General features: G+C 69.2%; 21 protein-coding genes. 4 read left to right on the plus strand and 17 right to left on the minus strand.

All coding sequences use genetic code 11. The features are described 5' to 3' along the window. Positions 1-167: 167 nt before the first annotated feature. Positions 168-917, minus strand: coding sequence for an SDR family oxidoreductase (locus ABZ319_RS14610; protein WP_354986882.1), 750 nt, complete (start codon positions 915-917; stop codon positions 168-170). A 252-nt stretch (positions 918-1,169) separates the two neighbouring features. Between ABZ319_RS14610 and ABZ319_RS14615 the strand changes: the two genes are divergently transcribed. Next, positions 1,170-2,045 carry a TIGR03619 family F420-dependent LLM class oxidoreductase gene (locus ABZ319_RS14615; protein ID WP_354986883.1) on the plus strand — a complete coding sequence of 292 codons (876 nt, stop codon included), beginning with the start codon at positions 1,170-1,172 and terminating at the stop codon, positions 2,043-2,045. A gap of 177 nt (positions 2,046-2,222) precedes the next feature. On the opposite strand, the gene ABZ319_RS14620 is transcribed toward ABZ319_RS14615, so the two are convergent. Continuing rightward, on the minus strand, positions 2,223-3,233 hold the full coding sequence (locus ABZ319_RS14620; RefSeq protein ID WP_354986884.1) for a malate dehydrogenase: 1,011 nt from the start codon (positions 3,231-3,233) through the stop codon (positions 2,223-2,225). A gap of 248 nt (positions 3,234-3,481) precedes the next feature. Between ABZ319_RS14620 and ABZ319_RS14625 the strand changes: the two genes are divergently transcribed. Further along, the gene (locus ABZ319_RS14625) at positions 3,482-4,183 is read left to right on the plus strand and encodes a hypothetical protein (protein ID WP_354986885.1); all 702 of its coding nucleotides are present in this window, start codon (positions 3,482-3,484) and stop codon (positions 4,181-4,183) included. 175 nt (positions 4,184-4,358) lie between these two features. On the opposite strand, the gene ABZ319_RS14630 is transcribed toward ABZ319_RS14625, so the two are convergent. Together ABZ319_RS14630 and hisS are read right to left on the minus strand one after the other, a co-directional pair. Then, on the minus strand, positions 4,359-5,006 hold the full coding sequence (locus tag ABZ319_RS14630; protein ID WP_354986886.1) for a hypothetical protein: 648 nt from the start codon (positions 5,004-5,006) through the stop codon (positions 4,359-4,361). A gap of 376 nt (positions 5,007-5,382) precedes the next feature. After that, on the minus strand, positions 5,383-6,657 hold the full coding sequence (gene hisS, locus ABZ319_RS14635; RefSeq protein ID WP_354986887.1) for a histidine--tRNA ligase: 1,275 nt from the start codon (positions 6,655-6,657) through the stop codon (positions 5,383-5,385). Between the two features lie 128 nt (positions 6,658-6,785). On the opposite strand from hisS, the gene ABZ319_RS14640 reads away from it, so the two are divergent. Together ABZ319_RS14640 and ABZ319_RS14645 are read left to right on the plus strand one after the other, a co-directional pair. After that, positions 6,786-7,664, plus strand: a complete 879-nt coding sequence (locus ABZ319_RS14640) for a peptidylprolyl isomerase (RefSeq protein WP_354986888.1) — start codon at positions 6,786-6,788, stop codon at positions 7,662-7,664. 407 nt (positions 7,665-8,071) lie between these two features. After that, positions 8,072-8,626 carry a hypothetical protein gene (locus tag ABZ319_RS14645; protein ID WP_354986889.1) on the plus strand — a complete coding sequence of 185 codons (555 nt, stop codon included), beginning with the start codon at positions 8,072-8,074 and terminating at the stop codon, positions 8,624-8,626. A 235-nt stretch (positions 8,627-8,861) separates the two neighbouring features. On the opposite strand, the gene ABZ319_RS14650 is transcribed toward ABZ319_RS14645, so the two are convergent. From ABZ319_RS14650 to ABZ319_RS14710, 13 genes are all read right to left on the minus strand, one after another. Beyond that, positions 8,862-9,248 carry a DUF4913 domain-containing protein gene (locus ABZ319_RS14650; protein WP_354986890.1) on the minus strand — a complete coding sequence of 129 codons (387 nt, stop codon included), beginning with the start codon at positions 9,246-9,248 and terminating at the stop codon, positions 8,862-8,864. Then, positions 9,245-11,107, minus strand: coding sequence for a TraM recognition domain-containing protein (locus ABZ319_RS14655; RefSeq protein WP_354986891.1), 1,863 nt, complete (start codon positions 11,105-11,107; stop codon positions 9,245-9,247). Before ABZ319_RS14655 ends, ABZ319_RS14650 begins: the two co-directional genes overlap by 4 nt. Before the next feature lie 37 nt (positions 11,108-11,144). Then, positions 11,145-11,672: a hypothetical protein gene (locus ABZ319_RS14660; RefSeq protein ID WP_354986892.1), complete on the minus strand. Its 528-nt coding sequence runs from the start codon at positions 11,670-11,672 to the stop codon at positions 11,145-11,147. A 158-nt stretch (positions 11,673-11,830) separates the two neighbouring features. Further along, complete coding sequence (locus tag ABZ319_RS14665; RefSeq protein WP_354986893.1) at positions 11,831-12,139, minus strand: transposase; 309 nt, start codon at positions 12,137-12,139, stop codon at positions 11,831-11,833. Beyond that, positions 12,136-14,640, minus strand: a complete 2,505-nt coding sequence (locus tag ABZ319_RS14670; protein ID WP_354986894.1) for a hypothetical protein — start codon at positions 14,638-14,640, stop codon at positions 12,136-12,138. The genes ABZ319_RS14665 and ABZ319_RS14670 overlap by 4 nt, the downstream gene beginning before the upstream one ends. Before the next feature lie 2,088 nt (positions 14,641-16,728). After that, a complete protein-coding gene (locus tag ABZ319_RS14675) occupies positions 16,729-18,219 on the minus strand; it encodes an SCO6880 family protein (protein ID WP_354986895.1) in 1,491 nt (496 codons plus the stop codon). Next, complete coding sequence (locus ABZ319_RS14680; RefSeq protein ID WP_354986896.1) at positions 18,216-19,691, minus strand: hypothetical protein; 1,476 nt, start codon at positions 19,689-19,691, stop codon at positions 18,216-18,218. Before ABZ319_RS14680 ends, ABZ319_RS14675 begins: the two co-directional genes overlap by 4 nt. Before the next feature lie 51 nt (positions 19,692-19,742). Continuing rightward, positions 19,743-20,567 (minus strand): hypothetical protein, encoded by an 825-nt coding sequence (locus ABZ319_RS14685; RefSeq protein WP_354986897.1) that lies wholly within the window; start codon positions 20,565-20,567, stop codon positions 19,743-19,745. 55 nt (positions 20,568-20,622) lie between these two features. Beyond that, a complete protein-coding gene (locus ABZ319_RS14690) occupies positions 20,623-20,886 on the minus strand; it encodes a hypothetical protein (RefSeq protein ID WP_354986898.1) in 264 nt (87 codons plus the stop codon). Beyond that, on the minus strand, positions 20,886-21,176 hold the full coding sequence (locus ABZ319_RS14695; protein WP_354986899.1) for a hypothetical protein: 291 nt from the start codon (positions 21,174-21,176) through the stop codon (positions 20,886-20,888). The genes ABZ319_RS14690 and ABZ319_RS14695 overlap by 1 nt, the downstream gene beginning before the upstream one ends. 160 nt (positions 21,177-21,336) lie before the next feature. Further along, positions 21,337-22,002 (minus strand): DUF6668 family protein, encoded by a 666-nt coding sequence (locus ABZ319_RS14700; protein ID WP_354986900.1) that lies wholly within the window; start codon positions 22,000-22,002, stop codon positions 21,337-21,339. Beyond that, a complete protein-coding gene (locus ABZ319_RS14705; protein WP_354986901.1) occupies positions 21,999-22,874 on the minus strand; it encodes a hypothetical protein in 876 nt (291 codons plus the stop codon). Before ABZ319_RS14705 ends, ABZ319_RS14700 begins: the two co-directional genes overlap by 4 nt. Before the next feature lie 17 nt (positions 22,875-22,891). Beyond that, positions 22,892-23,530 (minus strand): hypothetical protein, encoded by a 639-nt coding sequence (locus ABZ319_RS14710; protein ID WP_354986902.1) that lies wholly within the window; start codon positions 23,528-23,530, stop codon positions 22,892-22,894. Positions 23,531-23,859: the final 329 nt, after the last annotated feature.

Consider the following 23,859-nt stretch of genomic DNA (forward strand, 5'->3'; position numbering starts at 1 on the left):
CATCGCCGATCATGGTGCCGCGCCACGAGGCCGGCCCCGCCGAAAGGTGATGCCGCGGCCGTCGGAGTAGCTGCTCCGGGACCGCGGCATCGTGGAGGCGGAACGCGATTTGTACACCTCGCGGGCTCCGACACCGTACGGGGGCCGGTGCGTGACCGGCGGGTGGATCAGACCGCTGTGGGGCGAACCTGGGCGTCGATCCCGCCGTCGATGACGAACTGAGCGCCGTGGATGAAACCGGCCTGCGGGCCGAGCAGGTACGCGATCAGGGACGCTATCTCATCGGGAGTTCCGTTGCGCCCGATCGGCGGAATGAAGTTGCGAATGGCCTCGCCGTAGCGCGGGTCGTCCATGCCGGCGCGCAGCAGCGGGGTGTCGACGCCGCCGGGGGCCACGGTGTTCAGGCGCACACCCGCCGCTCCCCACTCGGGCGCGCGTTCGCGCACGGCCACGGTCACCGCGTTCTTGGACGAGGCGTAGGCGTACTGGCCCGCGAAATCGCCCGCCTCGGCGAAGGCTTCGGCCTCGGTCCCCTTGTTGATCGGGTTGTCGGCCCACTGGATGTGGGTCGAGGCGACCGACGAAACCACCACCGCCGCAGCCGATTCGCCCTTGCGCAGCGCCGGGAGCAGCGCGTCCAGGAAGGCGACGGTGGCGCGATAGTTGATCTCGACCACGAGCTCGGGGTTCGGAACGTGCGGGCCGACGCCCGCGCAGAGCACGAGTCCGCTCAGCGCGCCGCCCGAGCGTTCGAGCACCGCGTCGACGGCCGCGGCCCGGGCGGCCGGATCGGTCAGATCGGCGGTGATGTCGGCGTTGCGCAGGTCGATGCCGATGACGTCGTGGCCCGCCGCGGTGAGCACGGCGGCGGTGGCCGCTCCGATGCCCGACCCGGATCCGGTGATGGCAATGGTCATGCCTGCGATTAGAACAAGGTTCAGATTACTGCCGCAACCCACCCCGCTGCCGATCTCGGCTATCGGGACCGCCCGCCCCGGTCACCAGCCGGGTGCGCTACAACGGATCAGGCACTTCGGGCCGATCGGCGGCAATTCGCCCCGATCTCGCCGACTACTGGCCAGTGCGCTCGAACCCCCGCTAGCATCACGGCTACAAACTAGAATCTGTTCTAGTTTTCGTACTTGCTCACCGTCGAGAGGACGATCCCGATGCGCTTCACCTACGCGGAGGCGATGACCAACCCGGATTACTACATCCCCCTGGCGCGGGCCGCCGAGGAGGCCGGGTTCCACAGCATCACCGTCGCGGACAGCATCGCCTACCCGGCGGAGTCCGACTCCAAGTACCCGTACAACGCCGACGGCAATCGCGAGTTCCTCGAGGACAAGCCCTTCATCGAGACGTTCGTCCTCTCGGCGGCCATCGCGGCAGCCACCACCACCCTGCGCCTGACCCCCTTCGTGCTCAAGCTGCCCATTCGCCCGCCGGTGCTGGTGGCCAAGCAGGCGAGTTCGCTCGCACGCCTGAGCAACAACCGTTTCGCGCTGGGCGTGGGCATCAGCCCGTGGCCCGAGGACTTCGACATCATGGGCGTGCCGTTCGAGAAGCGCGGCAAGCGCCTGGACGAGTGCATCGAGATCCTCAAGGGCCTGTCGACCGGCGAGTACTTCGAGTACCACGGCGAGTTCTACGACATCCAGAAGATCAAGATGACCCCGGCCCCGACCGAGCCGCTGCCGATTCTGGTGGGCGGGCACAGCGACGCGGCGCTGCGGCGCGCGGTGCGCCTGACCGACGGCTGGATGCACGCGGGCGGCAAGCCCGAGGATCTGGATCGGTACCTGGCGCGCATCAACGAATTGCGCAGCGAGCGCGACAATCCCGGTGAGTTCGAGATCCACGCGGCCTCGATGGACGCGTACTCGGTCGACGGCGTGAAGCGCATGGAGGACAAGGGCATCACCGACGCGATCGTCGGCTTCCGCAACTCCTACGCCAAGGAGCACGACACCGAGACGCTCGACGAGAAGATCGTCAAGATCAAGTGGTACGGCGAGAAGATCATCGGCAAGCTCAACAGCTGAGGGCTCGCACCCGGTAGGCAAGGGCCGGAATACGATTCGCGTGCGCTCCCCCAGCGGGAGCGCACGCGATGTGCGTTCGAAGTCGATCACGCGAGGAGGGTTCAACGCCCCCGCACGGCCCTCCGGGCTCGGCGCGAGATCGACCGGAGTCCCCCTCGGAGTCGGCCCGCTCGCGACTCAGGAGTGCTTGGCGAAGCCGAGTTCGATCACCGCGTCGCGCTCGGCCGCCAACTCCGCCACGCTCAGATCGATTCGGGCGCGCGAGAAGTCGTCGATCTCGAGCCCCTGCACGATGCTGTGTTCACCGTTCGCGCAGGTGACCGGGAACGAACTGATCAACCCGCGCGGCACCCCGTACGACCCGTCCGAGGGCACGGCCATCGAGACCCACTCGCCGGGCCCGGTGCCCAGCACCCAGTCGTGCACGTGATCGATGGCGGCGCTGGCCGCACTCGCCGCCGAGGACGCGCCGCGCGCCTTGATGATCGCGGTGCCGCGCTGCTGCACGGTGGGAATGAAGTCGTTCTCCACCCAGTTCCGGTCGTCGATGAGCTCGAGGGCGGGCTTGCCGCCCACCGTGGCGTAGCTCAGGTCCGGATACTGCGTGGCGGAGTGGTTGCCCCAGATGGCGATTCGCTCGATGTCGGCGGCGGCCGCGCCGGTGCGCTGGGCGACCTGCGCGATGGCGCGGTTGTGGTCGAGCCGGGTCAGCGCGGTGAAGCGTTCGGCGGGTACGTCGGGCGCGTTGCTCATGGCGATGTAGGCGTTGGTGTTGGCCGGGTTGCCGACCACCAGCACCTTCACGTCGTCCGCGGCGTTGGCGTTGATGGCCGCGCCCTGATCGGTGAAGATCGGGCCGTTGGCCGCGAGCAGGTCCGCGCGTTCCATACCCGCGGTGCGCGGTCGCGAGCCGACCAGGATCGCGATGTTCGCCCCGTCGAAGCCCACCCACGGGTCGTCGGCGATGTCGATGCCGGCCAGCAGCGGGAACGCCCCGTCCTCGAGTTCCATGGCCACACCCTCGAGGGAGGAGACCGCGGCCGGTATCTCGAGCAGTCGCAGCCGGATCGGTGTCCGCTCGCCCAGCAGCGCCCCGGACGCGATGCGGAACAGCAGCCCGTAGGCGATCTGCCCGGCGGCGCCGGTGACGGTGACGGTTACGGGTTCCGAACGACCTTGCTCGCTCACCACGAACTCCTCGCATAGTCGAGATATCCGTTTTCACCCTATCCCCGCTCACACCAGGAAAGCCCCGGCCGTGAGCCCGGAAGTGATCAACCAGACACCGGGCCATCCGCCTCGATCAAGCTCACCACCTGCATGTTTATCCCGGCCACAGCCGATTCCAACCGTTTGCCACGCTCCGCGTTAAGCCACCCGCAAGATCATTCACGCGACCGCGCTCCACGGCGCGGCCGACCGGGGAGGTGTTTTCGATGGGGTGGCTCTGCGTACTGATCGTGGTGGGATTCGTCGGCTTGATGATGCTGGCGGCGGCGAGTTCGGCCCGGGCCGAGCGCGAACGCGTCGACCGCCTGTATCACTGGGCGGCCGCGGCCGGATGGCGGGTGTATCACCGGAGCGACGCGCCGTGGACCGACCGGCTGCCCGGCGGGCACCGGCACGGCATCGACATCAGCCTCGTCGGCCGCCTCGGCGGCCACTGGGTGACGGTCGCGGAGTACTCGTACCAGACCAGTCACACCCGCTCCAGCGGCGATTCCACCGTCACCGACACCACCACCCATCGCTACGTGGTGACGGTGGTGCACCTCGACCGGCAGTACCCGCCGCTCGAGGTGCGCGCCCAGGGCATGTGGTCGCTACTCGGCCGGGCCCTGTTCGGCGATCGGAAGACCGCGACCGGAAACCCGTTGTTCGACTGCACCTTCCGCATCGACGCGGGCGATCCGGCCTACGCCAAGGCCATGGTGGGGCCGCACCTGATCGAGGCGCACGTGGCGGGCGCGGTCCCGCTGTGGAGTCTGGCCGGGACCGACCTGCTCACCTATGTACCGAACGCCCAGCTGCACGATCCGCGCGCGATCCCCGGCTACGCCGCCCCGCTGCTGCGCGTCGCGGATCTCCTGGGCCACCGGGAATTCGGGTCGCTGTGGAATTCCGACCAGTCGCGCTGATTCCGCCGCCCCGGCCCGGTTCCTCGGTTCCCTGCGCCACTGTGAGCCACAATTTCCGAAGTACGCTGCGCGCCAAGCCATCCCAACCCGTGTGCGCACGCCGCTCACGAGCAGCCCGTTCCACGCCGCCCACGGGCTCGAGCAGCGCGCGGCGCGACCGGAAGCGCGACCGCGCTCAGCGGGTGAGTTCGGAGATATCGGCGTCGGACAGGACGACCATCGGGACGACATCGCGCGAGCGGACCATCTTCATCGCCCGATAGAGCGGGCGCTCCTCCGCGTTGGCGTCGCGGGCCTCGGCGCGCAGCTGGTGCACGAGGAGCTCGGAGACCGCGAGGGCGGCCGCCAGGGGGCAGGTGGCCAGTGCGTCGGCGAGTTTGCGCAGGCCCAGGATGTGTAGTTCGCGGCCGCTGCCGGAATCGGTGTAGATGGCCAGCGGCACCGTGCGGGTGTCACCCTTCGAGGTCACCCGCAGCAGTACCCGGCTGATCTTGCCGGGGTACACCAGGATCTCGGTGCCGGTCGCGGCGGCGAGGTCGACGCTGTGTTCGCCGTGCCAGGTGCGGGCGCGAATCACGGTGCCGGACAGCGATATCCGCTTGCGCTGCACCGCCATCGCGTAGAGCGCGGTGGGTGCGCCCAGCACCAGCCCGATGGCCACGGCCACCGGCCAGCTCACCCACAGCGCGGTCAGCAACCCCATCCCGATGCCCACGCCCAGCGCGGCCAGGGTGAGCCGCCGGAGCGCCGGCGCGAGCAGCTCGGGCGCCACGAGATCGAGGCCGACCTCGGCGGCGGCCCCGGATGTCGATTTGTCAGTCACAGTTGCGCATTCGTCCAAGTGCATCAGGCGCGCCGCGGCTGCCACGCACCGCCGGGACGCTACCAGGACTCTCGCCCGGCGTGCCCGACTTCCGAATCCATTGTCCGGCAGCTCACCGGGGGCTCGGGGCACAACGGCTCACCGCGTACCGAACGCCGCTGCGGCCCCGCGATTTCGGCCCTAGCGAATGCACGAGAGAAGCCGCCCGGTGACTGCCCCGACTCCAGGTCACAGCGCGGCACCTAGGCACCACGGCACCGAAGCACCACGACGGCAGCCGACCGGCCGCACCCGTTGCCGCGCGCACGTCGCTCCCGGAAACGACACCGCGCCCCGGACTCGAAGTCCGGGGCGCGGTCTGTCCTTGGATCTGCGCCTACTCCCCCGCGAGAGCCGCGGCGATCTGGGCCACGGCGTCGTCCAGGGCGATCTGCCGCTGCTCACCGTTGCTCAGATCCTTCAGGCCCAGCTCGTTCTCGGCGACCTCGCGCTCACCGAGCACCAGCGCGAAGCGCGCCCCGGACTTGTCCGCGGCCTTCATCGCACCCTTGACCCCGCGACCGCCGTAGGCGATGTCGGTGCGAATCCCGGCGGCCCGGAGGTCGCCGGCCAGCACGACCAGCCGCTGCTTGGCCACGTCGCCGAGCGGCACGCCGAAGACGTCGATGCGGGTGCCGTCGGTGGCGGACTTGCCCTCGGCCTCGAGCGCGAGCACCGTGCGGTCCACGCCGATGCCGAAGCCGATGCCCGAGAGCGGCTGCCCGCCGAGCTCGGCCATGAGCCCGTCGTACCGACCGCCGCCGCCGATGCCGGACTGCGCGCCGAGCCCGTCGTGCACGAATTCGAAGGTGGTCTTGGTGTAGTAGTCCAGGCCGCGGACCATGCGCGGATTGACCACGTACGGCACGCCGAGCGCGTCGAGGTGCCCGAGCACCTGGTCGAAGTGCGCTTTCGCGGACTCGGACAGGTGATCGATCATCAGCGGCGCGCCCGCGGTCATCTCCTTGACCTCGGGCCGCTTGTCGTCGAGCACGCGCAGCGGATTGATCTCGGCCCGGCGGCGGGTCTCCTCGTCCAACGGGAGCTTGAACAGGAAGTCCTGCAACAGTTCCCGGTACTGCGGGCGGCAGCTGTCGTCACCGAGGGAGGTGAGCTCGAGCCGGAACCCGTCGAGTCCGAGCGAGCGGAAACCGCGGTCGGCGATGGCGATGACCTCGGCGTCCAGCGCCGGATCATCGACGCCGATGGCCTCCAGGCCAACCTGCTGCAACTGCCGGTAGCGGCCCTTCTGCGGTCGCTCGTAGCGGAAGAACGGCCCGGCGTAGGCCAGTTTGACAGGGAGCTGGCCCCGGTCGAGCCCGTGCTGGATGACCGCGCGCATGACGCCGGCGGTGCCTTCGGGGCGCAGGGTGAAGCTCTCACCGTTGCGGTCGGCGAAGGTCCACATCTCCTTGGAGACCACGTCGGTGGACTCGCCGACGCCGCGCGCGAACAACGCGGTTTCCTCGAAGATCGGCAGCTCTATGTGCCCGTATCCCGCCAGTCGCGCGGTGTGGATCAGTGCGTCGCGCACGGCGACGAACTCCGCGGAGGTGGGGGGCAGATAGTCGGGTACCCCCTTCGGGGCACGGAAGCTGCTGGTCTTGGTCACGCCGTCCAGTTTTCCCCATGGTGCTTATCCAAGTCCAACCGGTTAGTGTGCACCGGTTATAAGGGAGCGTCTCAGGAAGTGATGGCACACTCTTATGCCGGAAGCAACCGATACGGAGGGACTAGCTAGTGCCGAGCAATGAACAGCGACGCGCTGCGGCGAAACGGAAGCTGGAGCGCCAGCTGGCGAACCGCGCCTCGCGGGCACGCAAGCAGAAGCAGATGACGATCGCCGCCTCCGCCCTGGGCGTCGTGGTCGTGATCGCAGCGGGTGTCGGCCTGTACCTCTGGAACCGCGGCGACGACAACGCGAGCACGACCGCGACCTCCGAGACCCCGGACGCCTCGCTCTCCTCGGCCGCGCCGCTCCCGGTCGCCAAGGCCAAGCCCGCCACGGTCAGCTGTGACTACCGCAACGCGCAGAGCCCGGCCGCCAAGCCGGTCGAGAAGCCGGGCGCGGCGGACATCTCCACCACGACCAATCCCAAGGCCACCCTGGAGACCAACCAGGGTGCGATCGGCGTGACGCTGAACGCCGCCGAATCGCCGTGCACGGTCAACAGCTTCGTGAGCCTGGCCAAGCAGAACTTCTTCGCCAGCACCCAGTGCCACCGCATGACGACCGGTGCGGGCCTGCAGGTGCTGCAGTGCGGCGATCCGTCGGCCACCGGCATGGGCGGCCCGGGCTACCAGTTCGACAACGAGTACCCGAGCGATCAGTACGACGCCGCCGATCCCGCGGCGCAGATGCCGGTGGGTTACAAGCGCGGCGTGCTGGCCATGGCCAACGCCGGCCCGGATCAGACGGACGGCCGCGGCACCAACGGCAGCCAGTTCTTCCTGGTGTACGGCGACTCGCAGTTGCCGCCCCAGTACACGATTTTCGGCACCATCGACGAGGGCGGCCTGGCCACCCTCGACAAGATCGCCAAGGCCGGTGTCGCGGGCGGCGCGCCGGATGGCAAGCCCGCCCAGGACGTAACCATCCAGTCGGTCCGAATCGACTGACCAGCATGGTTTTTCGGCCCCGATGCTCGTGTAGCACCGGGGCCGTTCGTTTTTCGCGAAAAGCAACCGCATACCTCCACGGAACCTCCTGCGTAAGGGTTCCCTAACCAAAGAAAATCCTGAGTTTTCGCTGAGATGCCGGAATTGTGCGATATATGCTGTATCGCGACTCGCGCGTACGGTGGTATCCGAGTTTTCGCTGGTAATCTCGTAGAACGGAGTACGAAGCGGCGTAGTAAGGCCCACCGGGCAACCCCCAACGGACCGAGCCCCCAGCGCCTCCCAGCACTCCCGGTGTCACGTTCGCAGGCGGGACATAGCTAGCCGAATCACCGTTCGTGTGGCGATGTTCGAGACGAAGCACCACAATCATCCATAGTGATCACTGCAGCATCGGGGAGCAGGCAATGGCCGAGGAACTCGACGACATCGGCGCCCAGACCGCGGCGATGATGAGGCAAATGTTGCAGCTCGCGACGCTTGTCGCGCTGCGCACCCGGGAACGTGGCCAGAAAGAAGCGGAAGCGCGCGTCAAAGTCACCGAAGCCCGGCACAAAGAGGCCCGTGAGCTCCAGCTCCGGGAAGCCGCGGATTCCAAGGCGAAGGATCCGCGCAACCTCGAACTGGCGCGCATGATCGAGAAGCCGCCGCTGGACAAGGGCGTATCCCTCGAGAAGGACAGGTTCGCCGCGCAGGCCGAGGCCACGCGCATGGCCGCCACGCAGGCCGCCATGAACAAGAACCTGGTCCGCTACGACTCGGTGGAGCGCCGAACCGCGCTGGCCCAGCACCTTTCTCGCATGGGTATCGCGCCGGAGCTGGCCGCGGTCCGCATGCTGCTCGAGGTCGGGCAGGCGCAGTCGGCGGCCGAAGCGGTCAAGGCCCGGGAGCAGGAAGCCGCCGTCGCACAGCGCCGGGCGCGGGAAATGGAAGCCCGCGGCCTCCAGCGCACCCGCACCTAGATTCGCACGAGTTCACGGTGAACCACAGCGGCACAGCCTGATCGGGCTGTGTCGCTTGCCCATCCGGCCGGTCCGTCTTCCTCTAAGGCTCCCGGCCGACGGATGATCCCCGCACGGCCGCACGGCATCCCGAAGCGCGGTCACCGCCCGGCTCGACACGCCCGGACTCGAATCGTGTTCACAACGATTCGGTTTCCGGCCGGGACCGAGCCCCGGCCGTCGACCGCCATCCGGCTCAGAGCCGGAAGTCCCCCATCGTGGGATCGCTGAACAGCCCCTGCTGCGGCGACTTCAACGGCAGCGGCGTGAGCATGTCCTTGTGCCCGTTGCGCACGCTGCAGTACTTGAACGGCCCCTTGGGGTCGAACAGCTTGGCCATGTGCGGGTCCGCGTGATCCAGGAACCACACGCTCAGACCGGTTTTGCCGTCCTGGCGGTAGTGCTCCCAGGCGCGCCACATGGCATCCAGGCGCGCGACCGCCTCGGCGTGCTTCCACCATTCGGGGCACCAGACCGTGTCGCTGATGTCGGTCACTTGACGGCGGTACACCAGGCTCAGGTAGTTCTCGACGAACTCCACCACGCTCTGGTAGACCATCGGTTGTTGCTGCTGTTCGGTCACAGCGGCCGGACCTCCTCGATTTGCCCGGCGTCTTTCGCCGGTTCCTGCTTGATCAGTGACGGCGCGCCGATCAGATCGGTGATCTCGGTCTTCTTCCGCGGCGACGGATCGTGCTTGGTGATCGATTCCTTCACCGCGGCAGCGTATTCGCCCTCCCACCACGGCACCGTGCGCACGAGCACCGCCGGCGTGCCGGAGGAGAACACGATGGCCCGCCCGCGCGGGAGCGTGGCCAGGCCGTGCACGTCGAAGGTCTTGGACGAGCCCAGGGACCGCGAATAGCTCTTGCCGCCACTGGATTCGGAGACCGAGGACGAGATGCTGTCGTACGCGCCGATGGCCTCGGAGCGCTCCTGCAGGAACTTGGTGTCGTCCACGCCGCTGCCGAGCACCTTGATGTTGGCCGCGGCCCACAGGGCTTCCATGCCGTCCAGGCCCCAGCAGCGCGCGCCCTGCGCCCAGGACTGCAGCACCGTCATGACCACGATGCCGCGCGAGCCGAAGTGGCTGTACTGCTTGGGCAGATCCTTCCAGCGCACCACGTTCGCGGCCTCGTCCAGCACGGCCAGCAGCGGGATCTCGAGGCGGCCGCCGTGCGAGCGCGATGCCTCACGCATGGCGATGTCGATGACCGCCTCGGTGAGGGCGCTGACCAGCGGGGCCGCCGATCCGCGGCCTTCGAGCGAGAGGCAGTAGAGCGTGCCGTTGTCGCGGATGAAGGCGAGTTCGTCGAACTGCTCGCCGCCCGCCTCCGGGGTGATCCAGCGATGCACGTTGGAGAGCTTGAGGCAGCGCACCATCTTCTTGGCCGTGCCGAAAACGCCACTGCGCGTGCGCTCGTCGACGTTGTACTGCTGGGCCAGACCCGAGGCCATGAAGTGGAACCGGCCGGTGCGGCGCAGCAACTCGATGGGCTCGGTGTCCTGCGGGTTGGTGACCCATTCCCAGCACTGGGTGATGGGCCGGTCGGCCACCGCCGCGGCCAGGAACAGGCCCGCCAGCAGATCCTCGGCCTCCTGGTCGAAGAAGCTGTCGGTGGAGGTCGCCATCCCACCGCCGGCGCCGTCGTCCGCGTCGGCGAAGTGCCCGGCCAGGCGGGCCGCACGCATCTCGCAGCCATCGGCGCGGGCGTCGATCCAGGCCAGTGGATCCCAGTGCCAATTGCGCGCCCGGTCATCGCGATTCATCGGATCGCCCGCGATGTCCTGCGGGTCGAAGATGAAGATCGGGCTGCCCTTGTTCTGGCGCACGTCGCGGGTCGCGTCGACCACGTCGCGCTTGTTCGAGGTGACCAGCGCGGGGCCGATGGCGGCCAGGATCGCCGGGATGACACGCGAGGTCGTCTTGCCCTGGCGCGGGCCCCAGATGTCGATGTGCAGGTCTTCGTAGGAGCCGTAGAGCATGCAGCCGTCGGCCACCGACATGCCGATCGGGACGCCGGGCATGTCGTTGTTGCCCAGCCGCATGCCGAGCTGGGTGGCCTTCTCCCGCACACCGGCGTCGGTGAGCGATTTGATGGCGCCGCCCGAGCCCATGTGGTCGGCCTTGTCGTCGACCGCGAGGCGTCCGATCGCCTTGCGCGCCTTGACCCTTCGCTTGTACAGCTGGTAGCCGACCGCGCTCAGCACGATCAGCAGCACGATCACGGTCGCCCAGCCGGGCCAGTACAGCTTGCCCTTGGCCAGGTCGACGACGATGGCGATCGGATTGATCGGCAGATCCTGCTTGGGCGAGGACAGGGCATTGCCCATCTGGATGGATATCCACAGTGTTCCCAGCACGGCGAATGCCGCGTAGATCATGAACAGCGTGGTGTCCGGACCCGGTGCGGCGGGATCCTTTACCGGTTGCTTCGCCATCTCCAGCCTCCTCAGATGACCTGTAAATTGATGCGGCTCAACGGAATTCGTCCAGCACCCAGCCGCCGGGGCCGCGCACGACGGTGGCGACGACGGTGGTGGGCGACAAGGGTTCGCGACGGCCGTCGGGATAGACGACCGTCTGTTCGATGCCGATCTTGTATCGCTGACGGCCGGGATCCGCGCCGGGCGGAGCCTTCTCACCGGATGCGAACGCGAACGCTTCGACGTGAGCCCCGGATTTGCTCCAATCGGCCCACTGCAACGTCGCCTTCGGCGTCGCGGCACCGGCGGGTGGTGCATCCAGTGTACGGATCAGCGTGGGTCCCAGCCATTTCCGGGCGCGCGCGAGCGCGGGAGCGCCCTGCACCTCGGTGGCGGGATACCAGGTGTAGATCTCACGCAGGGCCGCGACCGCCACGCCCTCGCCGCTGGCGGGATCGGGGGCCGGGGCGCTGAGCAGCAACCGGGTGGTGGAGGTGGGCGGTTGCAGCGGACCCGAGCCACCGTCGGAATCGCTACTGCCGCACGCGGCGGTCAGCATCGCGACGACAGGCACCAGCATCACCACCAGTTTCGCGCGTTGGGCCGCCGGGACCGCATCGCCCGGTCCGTGCCGGCGGCGCAGCTTCGGACCTGCGTTCCAGGCTAGTCCTACGAGCCGAGCGCCGGGCGATACCAGCGGTTTTCCCGAATCGGCGTGTCCGATTTGCCGGGACGCGGTCATGAGCCCCGCTTGGCGTGATTCAGCGTTTCCACCAGGCTGCGGTTCATCTCCGCGGCCGCTGCCAGCTGCTGCTGTAGTAGCGCGACCTTGCGGCGCAGGGTGCTCGCGTCCATCTGCTCCAGGCCGGGGCTCTCCGCGGCGCGCACCCAGTTGCGGACCGAATTGGTGTGCACACCTATCTGTTCGGCGACCACCCGGCACGCCTCGGACTCCGAGCGCATCTTCGCACTCAGCGCGACCACCTGTTCGACGGCGGCCTGACGCACCTCCGGCGACACTCTTCGGTAGGACCGGTGCGGCATCATTCGGGGTTCCCGTCGTCGTCGGTGCCGCGCCGGGCGGTGGTTTCGGTGAATTCGCTGAAACGCTGGTTGGTGTCGTGGATTCCGCTCTCCTTCTCCGAGGGCGAGAACTCCATGTGGAACGGGATACCGGGGCGGCGGTCCTCACCGATCTTGATGAGGAACTTGCCGGTGCCGGGGGCGGACGGGCGCAGCTGGCCGGGTTTGAGCGCCTCGCCGGTGAGCGCCTGGGGCGCGGACCAGCTGGTGACCATGTCCTCCTCGGCGGAGGTGAACGGGACGATCGAGTCCAGCCGGCCGATCTCCTCCGCGGGTAGCGCGCCGAAGATCTTGGCGCGGGCGCGTTCCAGGAAGCCGAGCGCCTTGGAGATCGCCGCTTCCGAGCCCAGGGACTGCAGATCCTTGATGGTGTGACTGATCATGATCAGCGCGGTGGCGATGCTGCGCTGGAGGCGGGTCAGCTCGTCCACGCGGTCGACCATGAAGTCGCCCAGGCCCAGCACCTGCCACAGCTCGTCCATGACGACCTGGAAGTAGCGCTGCGGGCCCAGGCCGGCGTCGGCCAGCACGTGCGCGGCCTCCACCGAGGCGAAACCGTCGGCCCAGCAGGCCAGCATGACCGCGGCCTTGAGCTTCTTGTCGCCGTTCGGGATGTGCGAGACGTCGATGCAGACCGCGGTGGAGTTGGTGTCGATGGGAGTAGTGGTGTGGCCGTTGAAGATCGCGCCGAACGGACCCTGGGTCAGCGCGCGCAGCGAGCGGCGCAGGCCCTTGATGGCGTTCTGGTATTCGTCCGGATTGTCGGCGCCGGCGTCGAGCATCAGTTCGTCGCCGCCGTTGACGATGACGGTGAGCAGATCCTCGATGATGGGCGGCTGGTCCGGGGTGAAATCGCTGCCCTCGCGGTACAGGATGCGCAGGGCGGTGGAGATGAGGGTTTCCTCGTAGTCGCGCACGCGCGCGCCGCGCACCAGCTCCACCAGGCCCGCGACCAGGGTGACCTGGCGGGCGCGCATCTCCTGCATGACCTGGGTCTGCAGTTCGGGCATGTCGTCGAGCCGGGGCACGATCGAGCCCAGCACGCCGGCCGCGAGCGGATTCAGTTTGCCGTGGCCGTAACCCAGGTCGATGACCTGACCGCCGACCAGCTCCACCAGCTTGCGGTAGTCGGGCTTGACGTCCGCCAGGATCAGCGGGGTGATGCCCTGTGCGACGCCGCCCAGCACGATGCGGCGAACCAGGGAGGACTTGCCGAAACCGTTGAGGCCCAGCACGAAAAGGCTCGGGGCGGTGATGAAGCTGCCGCGCATGAACCAGTTCATGGGGTCGAAGCAGACCGGGGCGCCGGTGTGCAGGTGCGAGCCGAGCGGGGTGCCGATCAGCGGCGCGCCCGCGCCGACCGACCACGGCCACAGACCCGCGACCTGTGCGGTGGTGGCGCGGTACTCGACCGGGCGGCCGACCACGTTCATGCGCCCGCCGCCCGCGCCGATGTAGCCGCGATCGGTGAGTTGTGCTGTGGTGCGGTCGAATTCGTCGACGCTGCCGTATTCGATGCGCTCGACGCGGGCCGCGAAGTTGCGGCGGCGCAGATCGTCGGTGTGCAGGCGGAAGGTGGCCCATACCGCCCGCAGGCCGTTCTGCTCGCGGACGATGACCTCGAGCTTGGCCCGGGTCGCGTCGTCCAGCAGCTTCGGCCCGGTCTGGCGCTTCTTCGCGGCCTTCTTCCGCTCCGCGGCGCCCTTGGGCACCCGGGTCTTGGCCTTGTCCGTGTCCTTGCCTTTGTCCTGTCCGCCACGCCGCGAACCGGATTCGCCCTCGATGCGTGCGGGGCGCGCGGTCCGCTTGCGCGCCGTGCGCTCCCCGGCCTCACCCTCGGGCCGCGGCCGCCGGGTGCGCCCGGAGTTGCCCGAGCGCCCGCCGATGTGGACCCGGTCCGCGTCGGTGGGCCGCGACCGGCCCTCGCCGGTCCGCTCGCCCGTGCGCGGCTTCGAGTCCGAGCCCCCGCGTGCCGATTCCCGGTCCGTCCCCCGCTGTTCGCCGCGCCGTTCCCGGCCGTCGGCCTCGCTCCGGGACCGCGCCGACGCGTCGTCGTCGCGCCGCGCGCGCCCGCTCCCCCGCCGAGTCTCGCCGCTGCGCTCGCCCGTGCCGGTCCCGCGCCGACCGTCTCCGGACTCTCCCGTGCCGGTCCCGCGCCGAACGTCCCTGGCTTGACCTGTGCCGGCGCTTCGGCCGGATTCTCCTGCCGCGCCGGTCCGCCCGCGCTCACTGCCAGCGCTGTCCGCGCCGTGCGCTCGCTGCCCCGAGCCGGGCGGCCGATGCGGCCCCGTCCCGATCTCGCCCGCGTGCGCCCGCTGACCGGCCCCGTGGGCGCGCTCGGCGGTGTCGCCCGCGCCCGCGCGCGGCCGCACTTCCTGCGCTACCCGCCCGGCCGAGCCCCGATCCCGGTCGCCCCCTTCGGTTCCCGCCCCTGACACGCCGTCGTCGCCACGTTCCCGGTCCATGCGGTCCCCCTCGAATCGTTCCGAACCGGGTGCGGCCGTTCCCTCCGCCTGCCCCGGGCGCGCGTCCTCGCGCTCCGAACTTCCTGAGCCACCAACCTGTTCCGACCCCGCCACCGACGGGCCACCCGTTCCCGCCCCGGCTCTTCGCCGGCCCCCGTCCACCCCCGAAGACTTCGCGCCGGCGTCCGCGGACGCTCCGGACACGGAGCTGCCACCGGCGGCTACCGCACCGGCCGATGCCGCACCGGTCGAATCCACCCCCGCAGCAGCGTCCTTCGCCGCCAAGTCCGCTTCGCCCCCGCCGGTTACACTCCCCCGCACACTGCGCCCGCCCACGGCGTCGCCGCGGACACTCTCGCTACCCCCACCGCCGCGACCAAGGTCGCCACCCGCATCAGCTCCGGCCCGGTTCGCACGCACGTCGTCGGTCCGCGACCGTCCACCGGTGCCCTCCCCCGCCACGTCCGAACTCCGCCGCTCACCGGTTTCCGTTTCCAGCGACAACGACGGGATAGGCCGCCGCCCCGCCCGCCGGGCCTCACCCGGCACCCGCGGCTCCACGTCGCCCGTGTCCGGATCCGCGACCGTGGAAGCGCTTGCCCGACCTGAATCTTCGGATGATCGCGACCCATGCGATCGGCCTGTGGTGGACGGCGCGTCTTCACTCTCGATGGTTACGGCCTCGCCACCGTCCCGGTGTGCATCGGCTGTCGCCTGCTTCGGGGATTCGACTGTGCGCGAAGTGTTTTGGCGTGGGATGGCCGAGCCATCCGGGTTCGTGGCCGCGGCGTGTGCCAGCGCTTCGGCGCTGGTTCGCTCGCGGTCGACAGCTTCCGGAGCCGGGCCAGCGGGCTGATCCGCGGCCGAAGTCCCGGTCGAACCCCGGTTCTCGATGTCGCGGGGCGCGGGAGCTGCCGGGGACGGGTCGACGGGGAGGGCGGGGATGGGGCGGCGTGGGGGGCCGTACGCGCCCGCGCCGCGGTTCGCGCCGAAGGTGGCCGAATTGGGCTGGGGGCGGGCGAGTGGACGGCGTTGGTCTCCGGAATCGGTACGGGACCAGGGGGGCTCGCCCACTCGGGTGCGCGGGAGCATGGTGCGCTCGAAGGACGATTCGGGGCGGCCACCGGTGTCCCGCCGGGAGTCGGCCGACGTGGCGGAATCGGAACCTGCCGCGGGGCCGGAATCAGCGCCGCGCGCCGCCCCTGCCACGCTCGAACCCGTCGCGGCGCTCGAGCCGGCCGACGCACTCGAATCTGTCGCCGGGCCGAAACCGGCTGCTGTGCTGGAGCTCCCCGCACCGGCCGAACCACCGTCTGCACCCGCATTGCCGGCACCGGTCGATCCACGCACCGCACCCGCATCGCCCGCGGTGCTTGGACCACCTGCGGCACCCGCGCTGCGCGCGTCGACCGTACCACCCACGGCACCCGCATTGCGCGCGCCGGCCGTACCACCTACGGCACCCGCACTACTCGTGGCGGCCGCACCTCCGGGGGCACCCGCATCTCCGGGGGCACCCGCATCTCCGGGGGCACCCGCACCGCACGTGCTGCCCGCACCACCCGGGTGGCCCACAGTGCTTGTGGCAGCCGCGCCGCCGGCAGCACCCCCACCACTCGCGGCAGCCGCGCCACGGAAGCCGGGTCCGGCGGTCGAACCGGGCCCGCCGGGGAGCCCGGTCTCCGGAGTCGAGCCCGCACCGGGCTCGGGGTCCTGGGTCGTGCGGCCGGGATCGAGTTTGTAGGCCGAGCGGCGGGGTGGGGTGGACGAATCCGGTTGGCGGGGTTCGGGGCCGGGGGCGTCGGGGGTTTCGGCGGCGGAGTCCGTCGCGGAATCCTCCGGGGCGGGGTGGATGAACGTCTCCGGGGGGACCGGGTCGCGGCGGAGCATCCGGCGGTCGGGGAGGGTGCCGCGGCGGGGGCGGTGCTCATCGCGGGCCACGCGGGCCGAGGGCCAGGACTGGTCGGGGTCCGCGGGGGTGCGGTCGGGTTCGTCCGCCGTACCCTGGTCGCGGCGAGAACCGCGACGCGCCGAGGCGGCGGCGTCGCGGTCCCGGACCGGTGGTTCGAAATCACGTGGCATGAACTGTTACCCCGCAAGCGCTTTCGGAATTGTCGCGTGCTCCGGCAGGATCACCCCGCAGCCGAGCGAGGCTGCGAAGGCCGCCGCCTGGTAGCGGTAGCAGCGCCGGATCTTCAACCGCGACTGGGTGGACAGGTCGCGGGTGATCGCCTCGATGCGGGGCAGATCCCCGCGCAGCGGCTCGGTGATGGTCACCAGCGCGCCGAATCGCGTGACGCCGTGCCCGCGCGCCTGCTCCTCGCGCGCCTGCTGCGTCGCGCCGACCCGAATCGTCGCCGCCGCCGACACCACGCCGCGTTCACTCTGCTGAGCCACCAGCGCGTTCTTGTAGTCGTCGTCCACGATCTGCGCCGCGTCGCCCGCCGAATGCGGCCGGTACACGATGGTCACGCGCTTGCGCGGCACCTCGGGATTGGGCGCGAGCAGCCGCTGCAGCACCCGCTCGTCCACGGCGCCCTCGGGCGCGGTGTCCATCTCCCAGGTGACCGAACGCCCGCCGTCGTGGATGAAGTGATCCCACCGCTCCTCGTGCGAGACCGGCCCGGCGTCGGCCCAATCCAGCCCGTGCCCACCGGGTTCGCCCGCCGCCACCTCGAGATCGGCCTGCGCGGCCGGATCGTAGCTGCGCCGGATGAAGGAGATGACGTCGTCCGCCGACATGGGCTGCGCGCGCACGCCCGCCTCGGCCAGCGCCGCGCAGATGCCCGGCAGCCGGCGCCCGATCTCGACCGCCTCCTCCGCCGGATTCTTGCGCCGCTCGGCCGTGGTCGCCTTGAACGTGATCGACACGCGCGGCAGCAGCTGTACCCGCTCCTGCGGCAGTTCGGTCGCCAGCTCGTACATGACCTGCTGCGCCAGATCCGGCGCTTCGGGCCGGGTGATGGCGGAAACCTCGGTGAGCAAACGGTTTCCGGTCTCGGGCACGGTGTCGATGACCGGCACCACCGCCACGATGTCGGAGGTCTGCCCCAGCGAGGCCAGGAAGGTGCCCCACGCGGACACCCACCGGTCGATCACCGGCTGATCCACGGCCTCGTGCCCCTGCGGCCACGCCCGCAGGACCACCGTGTACTGCCCGAACTGCGGCAGGTGGATCATGCCGAAGCTGTACCCGCCGGCGTCGATCCCCTCGTACAACCGTGAGGGCGCCATGATTCCGGGCAGCCGGGTGACCCCGCCCGGAATCCGGGAGAACCGGCCGCCGCGATACACGTGCTCGCCCCTGCTGCGGCCGCGCAACCAATGGAACATCATCAATCCCGTCTCGTAGCCGGAGCGTCCCCCGGTCCGCCACACCAGTGGAACCATTACGACCAGACCGAAGACCGCGACGAACAGCGCCGGTTTGGGTCCGGCGATGAGCGCGGTCAGCAGCGCGGTGATCACCACCGCGAAGCCGACCACGGTCTCACCCCAGCGCAGGCCGAAAAGTCCTGCGCTGCGGGGCTTCTGCCACAGTCCGTACGAGCGGCGCTCGTAGGTGTCGGTCATGGTCATCGTGGGATGGTGCTCCTGCCGAGGTCGGGTGAACGGTTGGTCCAGCGGTCACCGGCGAGATCGCCAGCGGCCGCATCCGCCCGGTTCAACCCGGCTGTCGCGGCTCGCACCTGCGAGACCCGGTTCGCTGCTGCTCGTGCCGCGCCTGACGGTACTGCCGCATTGCCGCCCGGCCCGGAAGGACTCGCGGCGGCCGCGCCACCGCCGCCTCCGCCGCCGCGCGGTGGCAACGGCCGTCCGGCAGCGCCGCCGGGACCGCCCGGCCCACCGGGGCCACGCGGTCCGCCACGACGCGGTCCGACGAATCCGGCGTTGCCCGGCCCGGCCGCCACCTTCGCGCCCACGGCCCGGCTGCCGACCGCACCGATGGCGGCGACGCCGACGAGGGTGCCGGTGGTGGCGGTCAGACCCGAACCGCCGCTGCCCACGATCGCCACGGCCGGGGTGGCCAGGCGCATGAGGGCGGGCAGCACGAACGCCGCGCTGCACAGCAGCACGATCGCGACCAGCATGCGCTGGGCCTGATCGGCGTCGGGCAGCCCCGCGGTCGAGGTCAGTTCATCGGTGTTGCCCGCGGTGGTGAACGCGATCATGTAGACGATCGCCGCCACCGGTTTGTAGAGCATGAACGCGATGATCCAGCTGATGAGCTTGGGATAGGACCCGCGCCCGGTCGCCGTGCCCGAGGCCGCCGCCGCCAGCGGCAGGACGCCCGCCGCGACTATCAGCAACCCTTGGCGCACGATGGCCAGCACGATCTGCGCGAGCGCCCCGAGCAGGCCGACGATAGCGATGATCAGCACCAGACCCGGCGAGAACGCCTGCAGCTTGGACGTTTTCACCATGAGCTCGGCGATGTTGCGCGCCTGCCCGTCGGTGGAATCCTGAATCACCCACTCGGAGAACTTGTCCGAGGCCTGGGTGGCCGCCACGATGACCGCGCCGAGCATCCAGGAACTGAAGATGACCCGCGCGTACATGCGGAAGGATTCGGCCGCCTCACTGACCGCGGCCCCTCGTCTGGCCTCTGCCAGTTTCGCGCCGGATAGGATCACCGACACCATCAGCAGCAATATCTGCGCCTGATAGGTGTAGTCGTTTATCTTGCTGAAGAGCGTTCCGGCGTCGCTGACCCGTTCATTGGGCAGTTTCATCCAGAAGGTCAGCGCGAGTATCAGCGCCTCGCCCAGACCGCTCATGAGCGAGTCCACCACCTTGCCGAAGGTGGAGTCCCACGCCTTGTCCCGCACGGTGGCGGCGGCGTCGGTGGGATGGGTGGCTACGTTGCCGGCCTTGCACGCGGCGGAGGCCGCGTCACCGAGGGTGAGACCGGGGATGCCGAGACCGTCGAGCGAATCGTGTAACTGGTTGCACGCCTCGTCGAAACCGTAGTTCTGTCCGTACGCCACCGTCGGTGTAGCGATCATGACGGTGAACACGACCGCGAAGATCGTCAGGATGCGCCTCAGCATGTGGTCCGCCCCTTCATGGGTCGAGTTGCCACTTCATTCACCATTTTTTCATCACCACCGCGTCCACCCCGCAAGGGAATCCACGTACTCGGTTTGCGAGGCCTTCGAGGTCGACGGCTTGAGTCGCCAGTCACCGGCGTCCCACACCATGATCAGTCGTACCGCCGCCCACAATTGCCGGTTGTCCACGACCGGACCGCGCGCCGCCAGGCGCACGATGGCCATGTCGTCGGCATAGTTCTCCACCTGGAAGCCGTCCGAGGCCACCAGGTAGCGGGTCACCTTCTCCGGCTGCTGTTTCGGCAACCGCTGATCGGCCAGGGCCTGGTCGTAGGCGGCCACCTGCTGCGCCGACACCCGGACCTGCCGCACGTAGAGCTCGCGGTCGGCGGGGCGGGCGTTGAGCCGGTAGGTGATCTGGGCGGCGGCCAGCACGGCGCCCTGCGGCGTGTGCGAGTAGCCGACGGCCAGACCGTTTTCCAGCCGTGCCGGGCCGTCGGAGGTCGAGAACGGCACCGACGCGCCGAAAACCCGCTGCCAGCCGTGCGGTTCGGTGATCCCCGACGGCAGTCCGGTCAGCCAGTCCTGGTCCGCGGGCTTGCGCTGCTTACCCGGTTCCTGCGAGAGTGGCTGCCCCGCCGCATTGTTGGGGATGTCGACCCGGCGGCCGAACAGATCAACCTCGGGCGCGGCGAAGCCCGTCGCACCCGCTTCACCCGCTATGGGTGTCGTTCCCTCGGCCTTCGTACTCGACGGGGTGTCGTCGCGGCCGATGTAGACCACGACGCCGACGATGACGATCAACGTCACCACGGCCGCCGAGACGATGACGCCGAACGAGATCCGGTCGCGCTCGGGCGACTCCTTCTCGCTCATTGCGGCGCCTCCAAAGTCTGTATGTCACTGGACAATTGCGCTTACCAAGAAAACTTTAGGTCGGCAGCAGGGCGAGCGCGATCCCACTGGCCGAACTGGCCATGATCGCGCCCATCAGGCTCACCACCACACCGTGCGTCGCGTCGTTCGCCGCGAGATCGTCGCGGAACGCGTACCACAGCTTGCCCGCGGACAGGATCATCCAGGCCAGGCACAACAGCAGTACGCACCACAGCAGCCAATCGATCAACTGCATCATGGGCCGCAGTACGTCGGCGGGCATCTGTTTGTAGGCCAGCAGGGCCACTGTGGCGGACATTAGGTGATCACAGCGTTCATGATGGTTCCCGCACTGGTGGCGATGATTCCGCCGATCATCGCGCCCGCCACCATCTTCGGCGACTCCAAACCGCCTCCTGTCCACTTCTCCCAGGCGAAGCGACCACCCGCGTAGGTGATCCCCAAGACTCCCGACAACAGTACGAACCAGGTGAAGTACCGAACCAGCTTCAACAATTTGTCCGACGCGGGTGGCGCCTCGGGGGTCGGATTGCCGACCTGGGCGAGGATGGAACCGTAGGCGTCGTGCACGGCGAGGAGCATGCTCATTGTCTGTCCTTCTCCAAAAGCGAACTGCTAGTTACAATCTCGCCGATGATCGGCCATTTCGCACGGCCGGCCCCGGCAACTCCTTCGGATGAGCCTTCCCACACCCCGGCGGGCGGGGATAAAAACGTTGGTGCGCAAAGCTTTCCACTTGCCACCATGATCACTCCCCGGGTTCCGGCTGATCGGACCGGGGGGCGGATGGGGCGTCCAGTGCGTCCTGCACGGCCGCGACGATCCCCGCACCGAGCTCGCGGACATCGGGCATGACCTCTTCGAGCGCATCGGTTTTGCGTCTGCGCTGCTGCGGCGGCGGTGCGTCGCCGGGCGACCAGATCGGCAGCTGATCGGGTTCGACCAGCGTCCACTCCTCGTGCCACGGCACCTGCCACACCTCACCGGCCAGCGAGCCGACCACGTCGCGATAGCGCCGGATCTCCGCCGGGATCCGGCCCGGCCGGGCCGCGACGGTGACCAGACCCAGCACCTCGCACGAGCCGGCCAGGCCCGCGTGGTGCTGGCGCAAGAGGTCGTGCGCGCGGGTCAGCCCGGAGATGGTCTCGCGGGCGACCAGTACGACGAACGGTGATTCGCGATCGAAGCCGCCCGGCCAGCGGCGGTACGAATCCGCAGCGGGCGCAAGCACATGCGCGAGGGTGCTGGCGCCCGCACCGCCGTGCACGCCCAGCAGCCACACCAGTGGCGCTCGACCTGCTCCGGGTACGGGACGGTCCCAGATGGGTGCGCGGCGGGTCTCCGGCGGCGGCACCACTCCGGCCGCCATAGCGGTCTCGGAGGAGGATCGACGTTCCTTCATGGCTGCGGTCATGATGCCACTCCAGCAAGCAGGCGGCGATACGCCCGGCGTGTCTCGGCGGCCAGGTTGCTGTGCCGCACAAGCTCTCCGCGCGCGAGGTGCGGGTCATAGGGTATCTCACGAATGTCACGGACCCAGCCGTCCAGATGCTCCCGCAAATGGTCAGCGATCCGAGAGTCGACGCCCGGCAACTGATGTGACACAACGATCGTGGTATCGCCCACAATTCCACCGCCCTGACCCTCGCCCTGACCGCTGAACTGGTCGTCGAGCCACTCCAGGGTGACGCGCAGCCGGTTGGCGGCGTCCACGCGGGCCGGAATGGCAAGGACCAGTGCGATATCGCCGTCCTCGAGCAGCGGGCGCAGGTGCCGCCCGGCGATCGGATTGCCGCCGTCGTATACGGGGGTGTATCCGGAGTCGCCGATGGCACGCGCGACCGTGAGGTAGGTGGCGCGCCGGCGCAGCGGTTCGGGATCGCGCCACAGCAATCCGATCCCGGAGGTGGCCCGGGACAGGCACTCCTTGAGCGGGGCGGGCTCGTCGTCGCCGCGGCCGTAGAGCCACGACTGCAGGCTGATGGGGCTGAGGTGCTCGTCCGCGCCCCGCAGCGCCAGATCGCTGCCGGCGTGGGTGGCGTCCACCGCGACCACCTGTGCGCCCGCCGCACCCACCTCGCCGGCGATGCCGAGTGCGGTGGTCGTGGTGCCCGCGCCGCCGCAGCCGCCGACCACCAGAATCGAGCGTTGCGCGGGTCCCGGCTCACCGGAATCACCACGGCGCTTTCGCAATCGAACCACCGGAGCCTTGGAACGCGCGACACCACTCGACGACTCCCCCTCGTCGGGGACCTCGTCGAGCCAACGGCTCCAGTCCTGATCCATCTGTCTCAGCTCTCCTCTTATCCGGCCGGGATGCCCGCGGGGATATGGTCGCCGATGACCAAGGTGTCCGTCATCTCGTTGTACGCCGCCGTGCGGGCGCCCGGACCGGAACGGTCATCCTCTTCGAGTGTGCCGACGGATTGCGAAGTGTCACGCGAAGATTTGAGCGTATGTAGAGCTAATCCCCCGGCTACTGCCAGCAACAGAATGGCAACGACCAGGATCGCGACCGCGATGATCCTGCGGCGCATGTAGTGCGGCTGCGGTGCGGGTTGCGCGGGCGGCGGGTCGGCGACGGCGTCCAGCAGCGCGGACGCGGTATCGACCGGCGGAGTTCGGTCGTATTCGTCACTCTCGGACGGGAATTCCACCACGGTGGATGCCCGGTAGCGCAGTTTCGGTGTGTACGAAGCGGTTTCACGATCGGTCATCCAGTCCGACCACGCGCCCGCGAAGTGGCTGCGGCGCAGGATCGCGTCCGGCACCGGCGGGATCACCAGCTCTGCCTCGTCGTCGCTGATGTAGTGCGGGAACCGGGCCGGGCTGTCGTCCTCGCCGAATACGGTGTCGCCCTGGGCGTCGGTGAGCACCGCGCCGTCGGCGCCGGGCTCGAGGCTGGGATACCAGCGCGAAACTTTTTTGTACGACTTCAACATTGCGCGCGTACCCGTTGCGTCGGGCGCGTCGTGCTGCATCGTCGGACCCTCTCGGCGATCGGTCGTGACGGACGTCGGGCGTCGTCGGTGTCGAGCTACGGCCCGTTGTTGCCACGTTCGATCGATGTACTGCGGCAGTACGGTCCCAATCGGAAATTCTCTCGTATGTACAGAATTCCAACGACTCGACGCGCCGAGGGCACTCCTTGTAATCCGCGCGCGTACGCGATAGCAGGATCGTCGGCGTCGTGTGCACACCACGCCGGGGACCCGCTCGGTACCCCCGACACAGGAGAATCTACATTCACAAGACAAGCAATTTGGAGGTT

Source organism: Nocardia sp. NPDC005978 (assembly GCF_040614455.1).
GTDB lineage: Bacteria > Actinomycetota > Actinomycetes > Mycobacteriales > Mycobacteriaceae > Nocardia.